At 61.1% G+C, this 15,434-nt stretch carries 10 protein-coding genes; 7 read left to right on the top strand and 3 right to left on the bottom strand.

Annotated features, from left to right (window positions below):
* Nucleotides 1-23 precede the first annotated feature (23 nt).
* The 3 genes from porU to I7X13_RS18830 all read right to left on the bottom strand — a co-directional run bounded on the left by porU (nucleotide 24) and on the right by I7X13_RS18830 (nucleotide 5,595).
* Nucleotides 24-4,043, bottom strand: a complete 4,020-nt coding sequence (gene porU / locus I7X13_RS18840; protein WP_198076668.1) for a type IX secretion system sortase PorU — start codon at nucleotides 4,041-4,043, stop codon at nucleotides 24-26.
* A 148-nt stretch (nucleotides 4,044-4,191) separates the two neighbouring features.
* A complete protein-coding gene (locus tag I7X13_RS18835) occupies nucleotides 4,192-4,887 on the bottom strand; it encodes a CDP-alcohol phosphatidyltransferase family protein (protein ID WP_198076667.1) in 696 nt (231 codons plus the stop codon).
* 66 nt (nucleotides 4,888-4,953) lie between these two features.
* Complete coding sequence (locus I7X13_RS18830) at nucleotides 4,954-5,595, bottom strand: MBL fold metallo-hydrolase (RefSeq protein ID WP_198076666.1); 642 nt, start codon at nucleotides 5,593-5,595, stop codon at nucleotides 4,954-4,956.
* Nucleotides 5,596-5,815: 220 nt separating this feature from the next.
* Here I7X13_RS18830 and I7X13_RS18825 point away from each other — a divergent pair, with 220 nt between their 5' ends.
* From I7X13_RS18825 to ccsA (I7X13_RS18795), 7 genes are all read left to right on the top strand, one after another.
* Nucleotides 5,816-6,895, top strand: coding sequence for an NAD(P)/FAD-dependent oxidoreductase (locus I7X13_RS18825; RefSeq protein ID WP_198076665.1), 1,080 nt, complete (start codon nucleotides 5,816-5,818; stop codon nucleotides 6,893-6,895).
* Between the two features lie 201 nt (nucleotides 6,896-7,096).
* Nucleotides 7,097-10,378: a PD40 domain-containing protein gene (locus I7X13_RS18820; RefSeq protein WP_198076664.1), complete on the top strand. Its 3,282-nt coding sequence runs from the start codon at nucleotides 7,097-7,099 to the stop codon at nucleotides 10,376-10,378.
* A 128-nt stretch (nucleotides 10,379-10,506) separates the two neighbouring features.
* Nucleotides 10,507-11,178 carry a heme exporter protein CcmB gene (locus I7X13_RS18815; RefSeq protein WP_394368604.1) on the top strand — a complete coding sequence of 224 codons (672 nt, stop codon included), beginning with the start codon at nucleotides 10,507-10,509 and terminating at the stop codon, nucleotides 11,176-11,178.
* Between the two features lie 2 nt (nucleotides 11,179-11,180).
* Nucleotides 11,181-11,846: a cytochrome c biogenesis protein CcsA gene (gene ccsA / locus I7X13_RS18810; RefSeq protein WP_198067237.1), complete on the top strand. Its 666-nt coding sequence runs from the start codon at nucleotides 11,181-11,183 to the stop codon at nucleotides 11,844-11,846.
* The gene (locus tag I7X13_RS18805) at nucleotides 11,836-12,081 is read left to right on the top strand and encodes a CcmD family protein (RefSeq protein WP_198067238.1); all 246 of its coding nucleotides are present in this window, start codon (nucleotides 11,836-11,838) and stop codon (nucleotides 12,079-12,081) included. The genes ccsA (I7X13_RS18810) and I7X13_RS18805 overlap by 11 nt, the downstream gene beginning before the upstream one ends.
* Before the next feature lie 57 nt (nucleotides 12,082-12,138).
* Entirely contained in the window at nucleotides 12,139-12,567 is a 429-nt protein-coding gene (locus I7X13_RS18800) for a cytochrome c maturation protein CcmE domain-containing protein (RefSeq protein ID WP_198076662.1), read from the top strand.
* Between the two features lie 187 nt (nucleotides 12,568-12,754).
* Nucleotides 12,755-15,349: a cytochrome c biogenesis protein CcsA gene (gene ccsA, locus I7X13_RS18795; RefSeq protein WP_198076661.1), complete on the top strand. Its 2,595-nt coding sequence runs from the start codon at nucleotides 12,755-12,757 to the stop codon at nucleotides 15,347-15,349.
* Nucleotides 15,350-15,434: the final 85 nt, after the last annotated feature.

Below are 15,434 nucleotides of genomic sequence, written 5' to 3'. Positions count from 1 at the left end.
GCCCGGGCGCAAATAAAAGCGGATTAATTGAGGATGACGAGTTTTTCGTATTTCGAAGCCACCGAGTTGTTGCGCTGCGACCGCACGGTGAGGCGGTAAACGTACACGCCGCGGGCCAGCTGGTCGTCGTAGTCGTCGCGGCCGTTCCAGGTAATGCTCTGCTGGTGGGCTACGGTGCTAGGCACGATGGCATTGAGGGTACGCACCAGGTGGCCGGCCACGGTGAAAATCTGCACTTGTACGTCCAGATTGTCGGGCTCGCTGCCGGCCTGGTTGTGGTCGAAGAAGAACGTAGTGGAGTGAGCAAATGGATTGGGGTAGTTGAGGACGTGGTCGAGCGCCAGCTTCACGTCCTGGGCCACTACGAATTCAATCTCTTTCTCGGACGAGTTATTGTAAGTATCCCAGGCTTTGACGGTGAGCGAGTGTGGCCCCGTCGAAAGGTCCTTGAACAGATTCTTCACGCTGCCCGAGGTAAAATCGCCAACGTTGGCTACATAGCTGTCGTTCAGCACCAGCAGTTTATTGGGGTCGTGGTCGAGGATGGCCGTAATGTCGTGGCCAATACCGGTGCCGGTGGTATTGATGCCGTTTTCGTCGGCCAAGTCAGCCAGCAGCGTGGTGGTCTGGCCCGTGAGGCCGCCAAATGCAAACGCCCTGCTGTCCATGAATAAGCTGATGCGCGGCGGCTGGTTATCCTCGGGCGCATTGCGGGCCGCGCCGCCCATCAGCCGGGGCTGGTAGCCATTGGCGTCGACGACGTGCGTACCATCGGAAGCGTAGAGGCTGATTTTACCCATACCTACCTGATAGTTGATGTCTTTGGGCACTACGAACACCAGACTGAACTTGCCATTAACCACATCGGCCTGCCCGCCGTAAATTACGCTTTCCTGGATGCTGACCGGCGACGGAATATCGCCGGGCTCGTTGCCCAGGGTCATCACGGTGGTCGGCTTGTCATAAATCGTGACCTGCGCCCGACCGGTAAAGGTTGAGTTCGGCGTGCCATTGTTCAGCAGCTGGCCGTGCAGACGAATGCGGGCGAGGGCGTGCAGGGTATCGGCATTCACCCAATCTTTGCCCACGCGCTGGCGCACGCTGTCGAGCGCCACGGTTTGCTTGGGATAGGCCAGCGTCATGCTAGGGTCGGCCAGCAGCGTGTAGTTGCGGTTGTTGATGCCGCCGGCTTGGTAGTCGTTCTTGCTCATCATCACAATGGTGCCGATGTTCGGCATCTTGCCATTGATAGGCTGGAGCACCCGGTTGAAGTAGCGCTGGTTGAGGCCGGCGTTGAGGCCGGCTTCGACCACGCGGGTGGTGGTGAAGAGGCCCACGGCTCCGCCCGTAGCGTTATCGGTGAGCGACTGCTCGCCGGCTGAGGTGAAATCAGGGTTGTCGTAGGTGCTGAAATCGCAGGTGCCGGTGGTGAAGAACGTGAGGTTGTTGGGGTTGCGCAGGGCCAGCACCGAGGCGTTGGTCACAATCTGCTCATCGGCCAGGCCTTTGGGGCCACCGTGGCCCAGGTAGTTCACAATCAGCGAGCCCTGCTCCACCGACTGGTCAATGGCGCGATTGGCATCGGGCGAGCGTTGGCCGGCGGCCACGGCCTGCTGGGCATACAGGTCGAGGTACACTTTGTGCACGTTGTAGACCGGCGCGGTAGTTTGGATGATGTTGGCAATGCCATCAGACCCGATGCTGCTGTCAATGAAGATGTTGTTGTTGCCGTCGTCCGATACCAGCGTAATGCGGTTGCGCCACTTGCCGTAAGCAGCGGTGGCATCGTAGCCAATCACCTTATCCACCACCTGCTGGGCCTGGGTGGTGTTGCGCAGGTCGCCCTTGGGCATGCGTACCGGCAAGCGGCCTACGCCGATATCAAATAGCTCGCTGCCAATGTTTTGCTCGTCCCATTCGCCCTCGTTGTCATCCAGCAGGGCGTAGAAATCGTCGGAAGAATAGCTGGCCTGGCCATAAAACCCGGAGGAGAAATACGGCGCCTGCGACTCCCGCGACTCGTAAGTAGGCACGTAGTTCTGGTTGAAAGCATCGAAATCAGCATCGGTTTTGAAGGGTACCCGCTGGTCTTTCCACCATTTTGGCTCGGCCGTCTTGTCGTTGTAAGGGTCTGATTTGTAGTCATACGAGGCATCGCCCAGCAGCAGCAGCTGCATGTTCTTGCCAGCCGGGGCACGGTCGTACAGCATCTTCATAAAGTCGCGGATGGCCGACACGTCCTGCCCGCCCGAACCAAACTCGTTGTATACCTGGCTGGGAGTCACCACTGCTACCTTCAGGCCGTCGTGCGTGGTGCGGTGGGCGGCCAGCTGATTCGCCTGCGCCATAAACGCCGGATGCGTCACGATAACGAGGTCCAGCATGGGTGCCCCCGCAGTGGCGTTGAGCGCGTGTAGGTCCTGGTTAGCCACCTTGCCGAAGGCCCGCACCGGGTGGTCATTGAAGTCGCCGCCGGGTTGCAGGGCCACGAACTCGCGCACCGTATCAGCATTTGCGATGAAGCTACTGCTGCCGGCTTCGAACGTCATGGCTTGCGGGTGGCGCGGATTGGTCACGTCCCACACCACCGCTCCGGTGGGCAGGCCAGCAAATACGTAGCGGTTCTGCGCCCGGGGCCCAACGTTGGTCAGCGTCCGGAATTCCATTTGCGCGCCGTTGAGCTTGAGCAGGCGCTCGGCATTGATTTCGAAAAAGTCGAGGTAGCCGCTGGCGCTGGGGTCGCTGCTGTTGTAGGTCAGGGCCAGGCGCAGTTCAGTACCCGGCGCGCTCAGGCTCACCTGATTGGTTTCAGAAGTGATAATTGCGTCGGGTGTGTACTGCTGGCCGGTACGGGCAGGAATGGACTGCGTAGCCAGCGACTGTCCATTCAGCGTGAGCTGGAAAGCACTGGCTATCGAGGAACTGGCTAACAGATTGGTGGTAACACGCACGGGGCTATTGGCCACCAAATCGCTGACGCCGCCCAGCACAAACTCCTGCCGGCCGCCCACCTGGAAGCCCTCGCCCACCCAGTTGCGGCCCGAGTGCAGCAGGTTCACTAGGTCGTGCTCGTAAAAGTCGCGGTAGGTGAAATTGGTGATGCTCGTGGGCGAGCCCGTGGCCGGCACGGCCGCCTTGGTAGTTACCCGCAGGCCCGGCCGCGCGTCTACCTTCACGAAATAGTAAGCCGTATCGGTGTAAATGTTGTTGCGGTGCCGGAACATGTCGCCCTGCGCCGCCCAGGTATGTGCCCCGGGCGAATAGAACAGGAAGTATTCGTTGTCCTGGAGCACAGCATCATTATCACCAACGAACAGGATGTTGTTTTCTGCCAGGTCATCGGGCCGGTACACGGCGTTGGCCTGTGGCAAGATACCCATGGCATTCCCGTATAGGTGCAGGTTGTTGGGATTGAGGCCCGCCGGCAGGCCTAGCTTAAGCAGAGCGGCTTTGTCGAGCTTGTAGATGCCACTTTTGGAGTTGCCACTTTCGGCCACGCCCAGCTTGTACCAGTCGCCGCTTTGCAGCACCGAATGGCTGGCGTAGTTCCGCGTAGAGGCGGTGCCCCGGGCGGCCACGCCGGCGCCGGTGGGCGTGTAACGGTAGTCGAACGAAACCAGGCGCTCGGGCTGGCCGCTCTGGGGGCCGCGCCGCACGGGCCGCAGGCGCAGGAACGTGACGGCCTGCTTCATCTCGATGCCGGTGACGAGCTGGGCTTCGGGGCCGGCCGGTAGCTGGCTCACGTTGTAGAGCTTGGCATCGGCGGCCGAAAACGGCTCGTACACCATGTTGAGGAATTCGCCCTGGCGCACGGCCCCGTTCAGGCGCATGCTGAACCAGCCTACCTGGTCATCCAGCACCAGCTGGGCTTCGCTGAAGCCGGGCACTTTCAGCTTGCGTGAGCTCAGGGTGGGTACCTCAATGTAGCCGCCCCACTTCACTACGCCATGGGCCGTGGCAGCATCCGACTGGGCCCGCGCTGCCGGAGCCGCTGCCCCCACGATGATTCCCAAGAATGCAACAAAGAGGAAAGAAAGACGCATACACCTTTATAAATTGAGACCTGTTCCCTGTCTGCTCAGTTCGTCACGTAGTGGCTCCCGCAACAGCACCACCGGGCGGCGGGTTCACCTGGCAGTGGCTTCTTAACAACCAAATAATCTATTTATTGCGTCGCTGCATCCAACAAAACTAACGAACGGCCGTTTTCGGCACCGAAAGCAGCACGTAGAGCAGCACCACCAGCGGCACGGCGGCGGCTTTGAGGCCCAGCAATAATCCTGCCGCCAGCAGCAGAAAGATGAACCGCCGCCGGTTATCGGCCCAGCGGAAGGTCTTAAACTTTAGGGCAAACAAAGGCAACTCGGCCACCAGCAGCCCCGATAGCAACGCCGTGAGGCCCAGCAACAGCCAGGGATTTAGAATAACCGGGGCAATGCCAAACTGGTCGTAGGCCAGAATGAGCGGCAGCGAAGCCACCACCAACGTGCAGGCCGGCGTGGGCAGGCCGATGAAGGAAGTAGTCTGCCGGGTGTCGTTGTTGAACTTGGCCAGCCGCAGGGCCGAGAAGATGCTGACCAGGAAGCCGAAATAAGGCGCCCATTCCGGCAACCCGCCCTCCCCTGCGCTCCGCGTGAGCAACTGAAAGAAAATAGCGCCTGGCACTACGCCAAATGACACCATATCAGCCAGCGAATCAAGGTCTTTCCCAATGGCGGAAGACACGCGAAGGGCCCGGGCCAGCAGGCCGTCGGCAAAGTCGGCGGCGGCGGCGGCGGCCACAAACCAAGCCCCGATTTCCAGCCGTCCGGCAAAAATATTGGTCAGCGCCAGGCAGCCGCACAGTAGGTTGAGGCAGGTTACGGCGTTGGGCAGGTGTCGTTTCAAAAGAAGAGGCGAAGTGAGGGTGGTGGGGGAACAAGAATGCCCGGCACGGCTTGGCGCGGGGTTGTTTTAGTTAAGGAACGGGTTGCCGCGCCGCTCTTCCCCGATGGTGGTAGCGGGGCCGTGGCCGGGGTACACCACGGTGTCGTCGGGCAGGGTCATGAGCTCGGTTTCGATGCTGTGGAGCAGCGTGGCGTGGTCGCCGCCGGGCAAATCGGTGCGGCCGATGCTGCGCTGAAACAATACGTCGCCGCCAATGACGGTGGCAGTGGGCGCGTGGTAGAATACGACGTGGCCCGGCGCGTGGCCCGGGGTGAAACGCACTTCCAGCTCGGTTTGGCCGATGCGCACGGGCTGGCCGGCCACCAGCTCGCCGGTGGGTTCGGCCGGCTGGTACTGCGGAAAGCCGTAGTTGCCGGCGTAGGTGGACACGGCGCGCAGCGTGGGCAGGTCGAGCCGGTGCAGCAGAAAGGACGTGCCGGGCCAGGTTTTCAGCACAAACTGGTTGCCCAGCACGTGGTCGATGTGGGCGTGGGTATTCAGCAGCAGTGCCACCTGTAAATTATTGTCCGTCACGTATTCCCGCAGGGCCTGCTGCTCGGCGGGTGCGTAACAGCCGGGGTCCACGATGGCGCACTGCCGGGTAGCCTCGTCAATCAGCAGGTAGGTATTCTCGGAAAAAGCGTTGAAGGTGAAACCAGCGACAGTCATAGCAAAACAGAGGGTCTGAGCAATGCGGAAAGGTACGACGCTAGGCGGAAAGCGGAATGGGGAGGCCTGTCATCCTGAGCGCAGCGAAGGACCTTATTACGTCCGAACAGCTTGCAGTAATTACTGCTCTAGGCGTGATAAGGTCCTTCGCTGCGCTCAGGATAACAGACACACCTCATCTTAATTCTTCATTAAGCGCAGCATCCTTACCTTGCCGGCCATGACGACGGACTGTGATTTTCTGGTGGTGGGCCACGGCATTGCGGGCGCCACGCTGGCTTATGTGTTGCGCGAGCGGGGCTACCAGGTGCTGGTGTACGACCCCGGCCAGGAGAATTCGGCCTCGAACGTAGCGGCGGGCCTGATGAACCCCGTGGCTGGCAAGCGCTTCGCCCTCACCTGGCAGGCGGCCGAGCTGCTGCCTTTCGCAACGGCTTTCTACCGCGAGCTGGAGCAACGCTACCAGCAGTCATTTTTCACCGAAACGCCTATTCTCAAAATATTTGGCTCAATAGAGGAGCAGAATGCCATACTGGCCCGTAGCGCCGACAACCCGTGGGGTGACTTCGTGGCCGCTCTCGACACCACCGACCCTGGCCTGCCCGGCGTGCACGCGCCTTTTGGCGGGGCCTGGCTGCGGCACGGCGGCCACGTGGCCGTGCGCGAACTGCTGGCCAGCATGGCCGCCGAAGGCACCCGCGACGGCTGGCTGCGCCGCGAAGCGTTTGACTGGAGCCAGCTGGCTTTCGGGCCCACTGGAGCCGAATACGCCGGGCAGGTGCGGGCGCGCCACGTAATTTGCTGCGAAGGCGCAGCGGCCGTGCGCAACCCTTACTTTGGCTGGCTGCCTCTCACGCCCAACCAGGGCGAAGTGCTGGACGTGGAGTGCCTGGGCCTGAGCCCGGAACAGGTACTCAACCGGGGGGCCTACGTGGTGCCGATGGGTGCGGGGCAGTTTCGGGTGGGCGCTACCTACCGCTGGCCACCGTTTGCCGACGGCCCCACGGCCGTGGGCCGCGAGGAGCTGGCCGCGCGCCTCACCGTAGTCACCGACCTGCCATTTGCCGTGACGGGGCAGCGCGCCGGGGTGCGGCCCGCCGTGCGCGACCGCCGGCCGTTGCTGGGCCCCCACCCCACCGTGCCGGCCTTAAGCTTTTGCGGCGGCTACGGGTCCAAAGGCGTGATGCTGGCCCCGCGAATGGCGGTGCTACTGGCCGATTTTCTGCTTAATCAGACGGAGCTTTGGCCCGAAGCCAGCCTGCAGCGTTATAAGGCTTTACAGCCGGTCGGCGTGCATTAAAACCTCGTTGAGCGTAGTACAGGGCGGGACGGCGACACTCCGCTTGAACAGCCGATGCGCGGCCGGATAACAATTCTCCGTTCACTGCTTTTATTGCAGCCCGAGCGGGCAATTGGGGGCTTGTTCAGCTGCCCGTCCTGGTCCGCAAATTTTTTAGCGTTTCGGCGGATTAATTTTTGTTTTTGCTCGTTGGTTCTCATTATGACCATTCCACTATCCACTACTACAAAGCATACGCTGGGGGTCCTGGCGCTATTGCTCCCGCTGCTTTGCCCGCACACGGCCCTGGCTCAAACGGCGCAGGAGCCTTTTGGCCGGGTGCGCATTCAGTATAAGGATTTCCGTTGGCAGCAGCTCAGTACCCAGAATTTCAACGTGATGTACTACGATGGCGGCCAGGGCAGCGCCCGCCGCGCCGCCGAGTACGCCGAGAAGGAGCTGCAGCGTATCACGGCGCTCATTGGCTACTATCCCTACTCGAAATCAACGCTGCTGTTTTATAACTCGGTAGGCGATTTGCGCCAGAGCAACATCGGCCTCACCGCCACCCAGCAGCAGATAAACGGCGGCGAGACCCCGCTGGCCCGTATGAGCAAGGTCCAGATTGCCTTCACCGGCGAGGAAACCGAGTTCAAGCGCCAACTCAGCACCCAGATTACGGAGGTGCTGCTCAACGACATGATGTACGGCGGCTCGCTGAAGGAAGTGCTCCAAAGCAGCTACCTATTGCAGCTGCCCGACTGGTTTATCAGCGGGGCTTCGGCCTACGCCGCCGAAGGCTGGAGCGTGGACATGGACGGCTACATGCGCGACATGACCAAGCAGTACCCCACCGGCAACCGCACGGCCCCGTTCTTCCTGCGCGATTCCAAGCTGGCCGGCCAGAGCATCTGGAACTACGTGGCTGAGCGCTACGGCTACACCACCATCCAGAACATCCTGAACCTGACGCGCATCACGCGCGACGTGGAGGTGGGTATCAGTTCGTCATTGAACGTGCCGTTTAAGGTATTTCTGAAAGACTGGCTGACGTACTACCGCGAACTCAACGGCCAGCCCGTGGCTACGCTGGTGGAGCCCGACAAGAAATTCCGCCAGAGCGGCCGCAACCGCCACGCCGACGTTTTTTCGCAGCCCATTGTGAGCCCCAACGGCCAGCAAGTGGCTTATGCCCAGAACGAAGGCGGCCGCTACCGCGTGATGGTGATGGACCGCGACGGCCGCCATCGCCACACCCTGAGCCGCGGCGGCTACCACACCCCCGACCAGCAAGTGGAAACCCGCCTGCCCGTGCTGGCCTGGCGCGGCAACTCCCAGGTGGCCGTGGCCGAAATGAGCCGCGGCGAAATGGCCCTGCACCTGCGCGAGGCTGACGGCCGCGGCCTGGTGCGCCGCGTGCGCGAGGCCATTAAGTTCTCGCGGCCGGCTTCGCTATTCGCCGCCTACGACCAGATATTGAGCATGAGCTATTCGCCCGATGGCAAGGCACTGGCCTTCAGCGCCGTGCGCAATGGGCAGAACGACATTTACCTGCTGCGGGCCGGCAGCCGCAAGGTAGAACAGCTCACCGACGACTTATTCGACGACGTGCAGCCGGTTTTCCTCCCCGGCGGGCAGGCATTGGTATTCAGCTCCAACCGTTACCTCGATTCGTTGGGCCGTGCCCGGCCGGCCACGTTCCAGAATGTGGTAAACAACTACGATTTGTTCCAATACCACCTCGACGGCCGCCCCGTGCCGGTAGAGACGCTGGTGAGCACGATTTCGAACGAAACCCGCCCGCGCGCCATCTCCGACGATGAAATTCTGTACCTCGGCGAGGAAAGCGGCGTGCGCGCGCTGTACCGGTATTCTCTGAAAACCAAGCAGCATGCCCCGCTGACCAACTGGCTGCCCAATACGCAGGACTTTGACTATAGCCCGCTGACTTCGGCGTTGGTATTCGTAGCCCCGGCGCAGTCGCGCGACATCCTCTATGTGTACCCCGAGTACCCACTGCCGGCCACGTTGCCCCTCACCAAAACCGCCCGCCAGCAAACGCTGGAAGAACGCTCGGCCGTGCCGCGTGCTGCTACTCCCAAGGCGGCCGCGCCGGCGGCCACGCAAGCCGCTGCCACTGTGGCGGCGCCTGCCGCTGCGGATACCGCCTCGCAGCCGGCCAACCGCCGCGAGCGCCGCAAGACCAACGAAGCGGTGAATACCAGCGATTACCAGTTTGAGGAAGACGAGCCCGTGCAGGCCGCCCCAGCCAAGCGGCGCCGCCTCACGCCCACCGCCGCCTCCACGGCCGCGGCGGCCACGGCCAAAGCGCAGGCCGAAGCCCCGGCCATCACCGGGCCTTTCCGCTACGACACGCGCTTCATGGCGGATAATGTGTCGACTTCGCTGTACATGGACCCGCTGCTGGGCCTCGGCCTCCAGTTCAAAGCGGCCCTGACCGACGTGCTGGAAAACCAGCGCATCGACGCCAGCCTGTTTGGCTTGTTCGACCTGCGTACCAGCAACATTCGAGCTTCCTACACCAACCTGACCAAGCGCTACGACTGGGGCATTTCCTACCAGAAACAAGCCTATTTCTTCGACCTCGACGACGGCCGCTACCGGTACGGCCGCCACGAAGTAGCCCCCACCATTGCCTACCCGCTCACCCACAACCTGAGCGTGCGCGGCGGCCCCCGTTTCGTAACCATTTCGCGCACCCGGCTCGGCGATGTGTCGACGGAATCGGACCAGAGCTATAACTACCTGGGCTACAACGGCGAGTTGGTGTTCGATAACAGTATCAACACCGGTGTGAACATGGTGAGCGGCACCCGTCTGAAAGCCAGCGTGCTGAATTTGACTAATCTGGGCGATAAGAGCCTGAGCTTCGGCAAGTTCGTTATCGACTTGCGTCATTACCAGAAAATCAGCCGCTCCATTGTGTGGGCCAACCGGGCCAGCTACGGGCAGTTTTTTGGCTCCCGGCCGCAAGTGTTCCGCATTGGTGGCATGGACGATTGGCTGAACGCCGGCTACACTGGTAACCGTTTCCTGACCGGCTACACCGCTCCCGACCAGGTATTTAACCAAGAGTTCGTAACCAACCTGCGCGGCTTCGATTACAGTGCCCGCAGCGGGCCGCGCTACGTGCTGTTCAACAGCGAACTGCGCATCCCCATCGTGCAGTATTTCGCGCATCGGCCCATCTATTCGGGTTTCTTCCGCAACCTGCAGCTGGTGGGTTTCGCCGATGCCGGCACTGCTTATTCGGGCAACAACCCGTTTGGCACTGACAACTCGGCCAACACCAAAACTACGCAGTTCAACCAGTATTTCGGGGCCACGGTCACCAATTTCAGCAACCCGCTGCTGGTGGGCTACGGCGTGGGCGCACGCACCACGCTGCTGGGCTTCTACGGCAAAATAGACGTGGCCTGGGGCCAGGAAGACTACGTGACCCACGGCCCGAAATTCTACTTCACGCTGGGCTACGACTTCTAAGGCCTGGCCAGCAAGCACACTCTCCACCGGAAGGTTCTGTTGAGCATAGCTCAGCAGAACCTTCTTTTTTATGCCCCTCAGCGCCCGGTCCGGTCGTATCTTTGCGGCCCGAAACCAACCCATTGCCCGTGTTGCTCCGTGAAATTTCCACCCTGCTAGCCAAAGACTTCCGCCTGGAATGGCGGCAGCGGGCGGCGCTGGGCGGGCTGCTGCTCTACGTAGGCAGCACGGTGTTCGTGTGTTTTCTGAGCTTCAGCCTGCGCGGCGGCACGCCCCCGCCCCCGGCCTGGAACGCGCTGCTGTGGGTCATTCTGCTCTTCGCTGCCATCAATGCTGTGGCCAAGGGCTTTATGCAGGAAAGCCCGGGCCAGCGCCTGTACTACTACACACTGGTGCGGCCGCAGGCCGTCATTCTGGCCAAAATTCTTTACAATACACTGCTGCTCACTGCAGTGGCCTTACTGGGCCTATTTCTTTACACCGTGTTTCTGGGCAACCCGATTCAGGATGCGCCGCTGTTTGTGGCCAACCTGCTACTTGGGGCGGTGGGCTTTGCCACTACGCTCACGCTGGTGTCGGGCATCGCAGCCAAGGCTGGCGGCAACGGGGCCACGCTCATGGCCATCCTCGGCTTTCCGCTCATGGTGCCCATGCTGCTGCTGCTCATCAAGGTGAGCAAGAATGCGCTGGACGGGCTCGACCGCAGCGTGAGCCAGCAGTCGCTACTCACGCTGCTGGCGCTGAACATGTTGGTAGGCGCCGTGTCTTATTTGTTGTTTCCTTTTTTGTGGAGGGGTTGAGTATGAAATGGACCTGGTGGAAAGTGTTGACCGTGGTGTTCCTGCTGTATTCGGCAGCGGCGGGCTTTTTGCTGCCCGTGCCCCGGCTGGCCATCGTGAATGAGAGCATTCGCAACCTATACTTCCACGTGCCCATGTGGTTTGCCATGATGGTGATTCTGGGCACGTCGGTGTTCCGCTCGATGCAGTACCTGCGCAATCCCTCAGCCCGGCTCGATATCCTCAGCCACGAGGCCGCTAAGAGCGGAATTGTGCTGGGCGTATTGGGCTTAGCCACGGGCAGCCTGTGGGCCAAGTACACCTGGGGCGCGTGGTGGACGCCCGACCCGCGCCTGAACGCCGCCGCCGTGGCCATGCTCATCTACGGGGCTTACCTAGTGCTGCGCGGCTCGTTCCGCGACGAGCAGCAGCGCGCCCGCGTGTCGGCCATCTACAACATTTTTGCGTTTGCGGCGGCCATTCCGCTGTTGTTTATCCTGCCGCGCCTGGCCGGCAACTCGCTACACCCGGGCCAGACCGGCAACCCCGGCTTCAACAAATACGACCTCGACAGCACCATGCGGATGGTGTTTTACCCGGCCGTTATCGGCTGGATTCTCTTTGCTTTCTGGATGACTCAGGTGAGCAGCCGGCTGGCCTTTTTGCAATTGAAAATCGATGAAAAATAACCTTCTGGCCCGCCTGTTCGGCGCATTCGGCCTGCTGCAACTCCTGTTGTTCACCGCTACCACGGCCCTAGCCCAGGCCCCCGGCGCCGAGGCTCCCGAAATGGCCGACGCGCTGCGGGCCAACGGCAAAATCTACGTGGTGGTGGCGGCCGTGGTCATCATCGTGGCCGGCCTGCTGTTTTACCTCATCTCGCTTGACCGCAAGGTGAGCAAGTTGGAGAAAGAAATAAAGTAGCCCGAAACCGTGCCCCTGCGGCACCCGAACGTTGTTACTGCTGTTAGCTATGTCCTTATGAAAAAGTCGCACCTCTTCGTTCTGGCCATCATTGCGGTGGCCGCTGCCATCATCCTCAGCACCACCGCCGATGCCAGCGTTTACGTAGGCTTCGGCGAGGCCCGCGCCCGCGCCGCCGAGGGCAACACCACCAAAGTGCACGTGGTAGGCAAGCTGCCGCGCGATGCGCAAAAGCGCCCGCTGGGCCTGGAATACGACCCCATGACGGACCCCAACTATTTCGCTTTCACGCTGGTAGACACCACCCACCTGGCCCAGCGCGTGGTGTACAACAACCCCAAGCCCCAGGATTTCGATGCTTCCGAGCAAGTCGTTATTACCGGCTGTATGAAGGGCGACGTGTTCATGGCCGATAACATTCTGCTGAAGTGCCCCAGCAAGTACGTGAAGAAGGATTTGAAGGGCGCGACGGCTTCGGTCAACTAAGTATTGGCAGCGTCTGACCCCAAACCAGGCGGTGGCGGCAACGGATTTTCGTTGCTGCCACCGCCTGGTTTTTTCATTGCTCCAGCCATCTCAAAAGACTGAAATGGCGACTTTTTCCTCGACCACTTGTTAGTGAAACTCCCGGCTCCGGCGGCGCGGCCGTAAATTTGCCCGATATTCTTTGCTTATGAACTTATTAATAGGACAAATCGGCCACCTCAGCGTTATCGTGGCCTTTGCGGCGGCGTTGGTAGCGGCGTATAGCTATTTCCAGGCCTCGCGGGGCCGGGCGCTGGGCCAGGAAGATGCCAGCTGGCTGCGGCTGGGACGCGGCGCATTTTTCGTACACGGGGCGGCTATTGTGTCGGTGGTGGTGTGTTTGTTCAACATCATTCATGCGCACCGCTACGAGTATTATTACGCCTGGAGCCACAGCTCTAACCATCTGCCGGTGCAGTACATGATTTCCTGTTTCTGGGAAGGCCAGGAGGGCTCGTTCCTGCTCTGGATTTTCTGGCAGGTGGTGCTGGGCTTCTGCATCATGAAGTTTAACCGCAAGTGGGAAGCGCCCGTGATGGCCGTGTTCAGCGGCGTGCAGCTGTTTTTGGTGAGCATGATTCTGGGCGTGGTGCTGGGCGGCGTGCGGCTGGGCTCCTCTCCGTTCATCCTGCTGCGCGAGTTCCTGACGGACCTGCCGGTGTGGAAGATGAACCCCAACTTCGTGCCCAAAGACGGTACCGGCCTCAACGCCCTGCTGCAGAACTACTGGATGGTGATTCACCCGCCCACACTGTTTCTGGGCTTTGCGCTCACCCTGGTGCCCTTCGCCTTCGCCATTGCCGCGCTCTGGAAAAAAGAACTCACGGCCTGGGTGAAACCGGCTCTGCCCTGGACGCTCATCGGCGGCGGGGTGCTGGGTGTGGGCGTGGTAATGGGCGCCTACTGGGCCTACGAAACGCTGAACTTTGGTGGCTACTGGAACTGGGACCCGGTGGAAAACGCCGTGTACATTCCGTGGCTGGTGCTGGTGGCCTCGCTGCACGGCCTGGTGCTGTGGCAGAAGCGCCGCACCGGCCTGCGCACCGCGTTTGCGCTGGTGGTGGCCACGTTCGTGCTGATTTTGTACGCCACGTTCCTGACGCGGAGCGGGGTGCTGGGCAATGCCTCAGTGCACTCGTTTACGGATTTGGGGCTGAGCGGACAGTTGTTTATTTATCTGGCGGCCTTCACGGTGCTGGCAGTGGCGCTGCTGGTTTGGCGCTGGAAAGAGATTCCGATTTCGCAGAAAGAGCTGACGGCTTATAACCCCGAACTGTGGGTGTTTGTGGGCGCGACAGTGCTATGCCTCGGCGCGTTTCAGGTGCTGTTCACGACCAGCATTCCGGTATATAATTCCTTTATGGGGCTGATTGGCATCAAAACCAACGTGGCGCTGCCGGCCGACCAGATTGCCCACTACTCCAAGCTGCAACTGTGGATGGGCGTGGGGGTGGCCCTACTCTCGGGCGTAGCCCAGATTATGTGGTGGCAGCGCAATACCAAGGAAACGCTCGTCAACTCGCTCACCGCGCCCACGCTGCTGGCGCTGCTGGGCACGGCGCTGGTGGTGCTGCTGGTGCGGTATAATGGCCTCTCGATTTCGCCGGCCTATGTAGTGCTCACGCTGGCGGGGCTGTTTGGGGTACTGGCCAATTTCGGCACCATTTTCACGCTGCTGCGGCGCGGGGTGCGGCTCTCGGGCGGGGCGGTGGCCCACTTGGGCATTGCCTTGATGCTGCTGGGGATTCTGGCCTCGGCGGGCTATTCCAATATTATTTCGCGCAACGTGTCGGGCCTACTGTATTCGCGGGAGTTCACCGAGGATTTGAACCGCGACAACGTGCTACTGTGGCGCAACGAAACCGCGCCCATGCACGGCTACCAGCTCACCTACACGGGCCAGTACTTTGAGGTACCGGGCGTGCCGGGCTACGTGGACAAGCAGTTCCTGTACCGCACCGACGACGACTACAAGGCGCTGGCCCGCGCCCCGATTACCGTGGATGGCAAGGTTTACTACAAGACCGGCGACACGGTGAACATCCTGCCCGAAAACACTTATTACCGCATCAATTACAAGGACCAGAAATCGGGCGAGCAATTCACGCTCTACCCTCGGGCGCAGGTAAACGAGGAAATGGGGGGGCTGCTGGCCTCGCCGGCCATCAAAAAGTTCTGGGGGCACGACATCTACACGCACATCAGTTCGGTGCTGGACCCACGCAAGGAGAAGCCCTGGAGCGAGCCCAAAATGTCGGTGCTGAGCGTGGGCGACACCATTTTTCTCAACGACTACTTCGCCGTATTCCGGGCGGTGGAGGCAGCGCACGAAACGGCCGGCCTCAACCTGCAAAAGGGCGACCTCGCCTTGCAGGCCGACATGATTGTGTACGGCGAAAAACGCCAGTACCACGTGCACCCCGTGTTTGTGGTGCGCAACCGCATGGTGGGCAGTCTGCCCGACGAGGCCGAAGACCTCGGCGTGCGCATCACCTTCAACTCGGTGGACCCGGCCAAAGGCAAGTTCACCTTTGGCGTGAGCACCACGCAAAAGGACTATGTCATCCTGAAAGCCATGGAAAAACCATTCATCAACCTGCTCTGGAGCGGCACGCTGCTCATGGCCCTCGGCTTCGGCCTGAGTGTGCGGCAGCGCGGTAGCAAGGGCGTGCCGGCCGATACCTCGGCCGAGGCCCCAGCCGAACCCAGTGGGCGGGTGATACGGCCCCAGCCAGTGGGCTAAGTGGACTACCAAATTATTGAAAAGGCCGTTCTGGTAACCAGGGCGGCCTTTTTTTATGGCTTGTGGGGGCGCTATTCGTTACCGC

This window comes from Hymenobacter negativus, from assembly GCF_016056375.1.
In the GTDB taxonomy this organism is placed as follows: domain Bacteria; phylum Bacteroidota; class Bacteroidia; order Cytophagales; family Hymenobacteraceae; genus Hymenobacter; species Hymenobacter negativus_A.
The sequence above is the reverse complement of the archived record's forward strand: the minus strand, read 5'-3'. Positions and strand labels throughout refer to the sequence as shown.

What these genes read in the sequence shown, in the direction of transcription:
- porU (WP_198076668.1), bottom strand. Translation starts at nt 4,043, where the DNA reads ATGCGTCTTTCTTTCCTCTTTGTTGCATTCTTGGGAATCATCGTGGGG.
- I7X13_RS18830 (WP_198076666.1), bottom strand. Translation starts at nt 5,595, where the DNA reads ATGACTGTCGCTGGTTTCACCTTCAACGCTTTTTCCGAGAATACCTAC.
- I7X13_RS18825 (WP_198076665.1), top strand. Translation starts at nt 5,816, where the DNA reads ATGACGACGGACTGTGATTTTCTGGTGGTGGGCCACGGCATTGCGGGC.
- I7X13_RS18820 (WP_198076664.1), top strand. Translation starts at nt 7,097, where the DNA reads ATGACCATTCCACTATCCACTACTACAAAGCATACGCTGGGGGTCCTG.
- ccsA (WP_198067237.1), top strand. Translation starts at nt 11,181, where the DNA reads ATGAAATGGACCTGGTGGAAAGTGTTGACCGTGGTGTTCCTGCTGTAT.
- I7X13_RS18805 (WP_198067238.1), top strand. Translation starts at nt 11,836, where the DNA reads ATGAAAAATAACCTTCTGGCCCGCCTGTTCGGCGCATTCGGCCTGCTG.
- I7X13_RS18800 (WP_198076662.1), top strand. Translation starts at nt 12,139, where the DNA reads ATGAAAAAGTCGCACCTCTTCGTTCTGGCCATCATTGCGGTGGCCGCT.
- ccsA (WP_198076661.1), top strand. Translation starts at nt 12,755, where the DNA reads ATGAACTTATTAATAGGACAAATCGGCCACCTCAGCGTTATCGTGGCC.